This window comes from Streptomyces sp. NPDC002032 (genome assembly GCF_042890765.1).
In the GTDB taxonomy this organism is placed as follows: Bacteria; Actinomycetota; Actinomycetes; order Streptomycetales; family Streptomycetaceae; genus Streptomyces.
Window position 1 is genome coordinate 1 of sequence record NZ_JBIASM010000040.1, and the last position, 2506, is coordinate 2506.

Sequence of the window (2506 nt, forward strand, 5' to 3'; positions counted from 1 at the left end):
GGTCGTGACTGCGTGCCTTTTGAAGAATGAGCCTGCGAGTTAGCGGTGTGTAGCGAGGTTAACCCGTGTGGGGAAGCCGTAGCGAAAGCGAGTCCGAATAGGGCGATTGAGTTGCACGCTCTAGACCCGAAGCGGAGTGATCTAGCCATGGGCAGGTTGAAGCGGAGGTAAGACTTCGTGGAGGACCGAACCCACCAGGGTTGAAAACCTGGGGGATGACCTGTGGTTAGGGGTGAAAGGCCAATCAAACTCCGTGATAGCTGGTTCTCCCCGAAATGCATTTAGGTGCAGCGTCGTGTGTTTCTTGCCGGAGGTAGAGCACTGGATAGGCGATGGGCCCTACCGGGTTACTGACCTTAGCCAAACTCCGAATGCCGGTAAGTGAGAGCACGGCAGTGAGACTGTGGGGGATAAGCTCCATGGTCGAGAGGGAAACAGCCCAGAGCATCGACTAAGGCCCCTAAGCGTACGCTAAGTGGGAAAGGATGTGGAGTCGCAGAGACAACCAGGAGGTTGGCTTAGAAGCAGCCACCCTTGAAAGAGTGCGTAATAGCTCACTGGTCAAGTGATTCCGCGCCGACAATGTAGCGGGGCTCAAGCGTACCGCCGAAGTCGTGTCATTGCAGCGTATAGCCCCAACGGGTGTTGTGATGGGTAGGGGAGCGTCGTGTGCCGGGTGAAGCAGCAGCGGAAGCTAGTTGTGGACGGTTCACGAGTGAGAATGCAGGCATGAGTAGCGATACACACGTGAGAAACGTGTGCGCCGATTGACTAAGGGTTCCTGGGTCAAGCTGATCTGCCCAGGGTAAGTCGGGACCTAAGGCGAGGCCGACAGGCGTAGTCGATGGACAACCGGTTGATATTCCGGTACCCGCTTTGAAACGCCCAATATCGAATCAGGCGATGCTAAGTCCGTGAAGCCGTTCCGGACCCTTCGGGGAAAGGAAAGTGGTGGAGCCGACGAACCAGACTTGTAGTAGGTAAGCGATGGGGTGACGCAGGAAGGTAGTCCAGCCCGGGCGGTGGTTGTCCCGGGGTAAGGGTGTAGGCCGAGGGGTAGGCAAATCCGTCCCTCATTAAGGCTGAGACCTGATGCCGAGCCGATTGTGGTGAAGTGGATGATCCTATGCTGTCGAGAAAAGCCTCTAGCGAGTTTCATGGCGGCCCGTACCCTAAACCGACTCAGGTGGTCAGGTAGAGAATACCGAGGCGTTCGGGTGAACTATGGTTAAGGAACTCGGCAAAATGCCCCCGTAACTTCGGGAGAAGGGGGGCCATCACTGGTGATCGGACTTGCTCCGTGAGCTGGGGGTGGCCGCAGAGACCAGCGAGAAGCGACTGTTTACTAAAAACACAGGTCCGTGCGAAGCCGTAAGGCGATGTATACGGACTGACGCCTGCCCGGTGCTGGAACGTTAAGGGGACCGGTTAGTGACCTTTCGGGGTTGCGAAGCTGAGAACTTAAGCGCCAGTAAACGGCGGTGGTAACTATAACCATCCTAAGGTAGCGAAATTCCTTGTCGGGTAAGTTCCGACCTGCACGAATGGCGTAACGACTTCTCGACTGTCTCAACCATAGGCCCGGTGAAATTGCACTACGAGTAAAGATGCTCGTTTCGCGCAGCAGGACGGAAAGACCCCGGGACCTTTACTATAGTTTGATATTGGTGTTCGGTTCGGCTTGTGTAGGATAGGTGGGAGACTTTGAAGCAGCCACGCCAGTGGTTGTGGAGTCGCCGTTGAAATACCACTCTGGTCGTGCTGGATGTCTAACCTCGGTCCGTGATCCGGATCAGGGACAGTGTCTGATGGGTAGTTTAACTGGGGCGGTTGCCTCCCAAAGGGTAACGGAGGCGCCCAAAGGTTCCCTCAGCCTGGTTGGCAATCAGGTGTTGAGTGTAAGTGCACAAGGGAGCTTGACTGTGAGACCGACGGGTCGAGCAGGGACGAAAGTCGGGACTAGTGATCCGGCGGTGGCTTGTGGAAGCGCCGTCGCTCAACGGATAAAAGGTACCCCGGGGATAACAGGCTGATCTTCCCCAAGAGTCCATATCGACGGGATGGTTTGGCACCTCGATGTCGGCTCGTCGCATCCTGGGGCTGGAGTCGGTCCCAAGGGTTGGGCTGTTCGCCCATTAAAGCGGTACGCGAGCTGGGTTTAGAACGTCGTGAGACAGTTCGGTCCCTATCCGCTGTGCGCGTAGGAATATTGAGAAGGGCTGTCCCTAGTACGAGAGGACCGGGACGGACGAACCTCTGGTGTGCCAGTTGTCCTGCCAAGGGCATGGCTGGTTGGCTACGTTCGGGAGGGATAACCGCTGAAAGCATCTAAGCGGGAAGCCTGCTTCAAGATGAGTATTCCCACCTCCTTGAGAGGGTAAGGCTCCCAGTAGACGACTGGGTTGATAGGCCAGATGTGGAAGCCCGGTAACGGGTGGAGCTGACTGGTACTAATAGGCCGAGGGCTTGTCCTCAGTTGCTCGCGTCCACTGTGTTAGTTCTGAAG

The 2506-nt window shown here is 56.4% G+C and carries 1 rRNA gene; it reads left to right on the forward strand.

Annotated features, from left to right (window positions below):
* Positions 1-2474 (forward strand): 23S ribosomal RNA (locus ACFYYT_RS36470); the annotation flags it as partial.
* Positions 2475-2506: the final 32 nt, after the last annotated feature.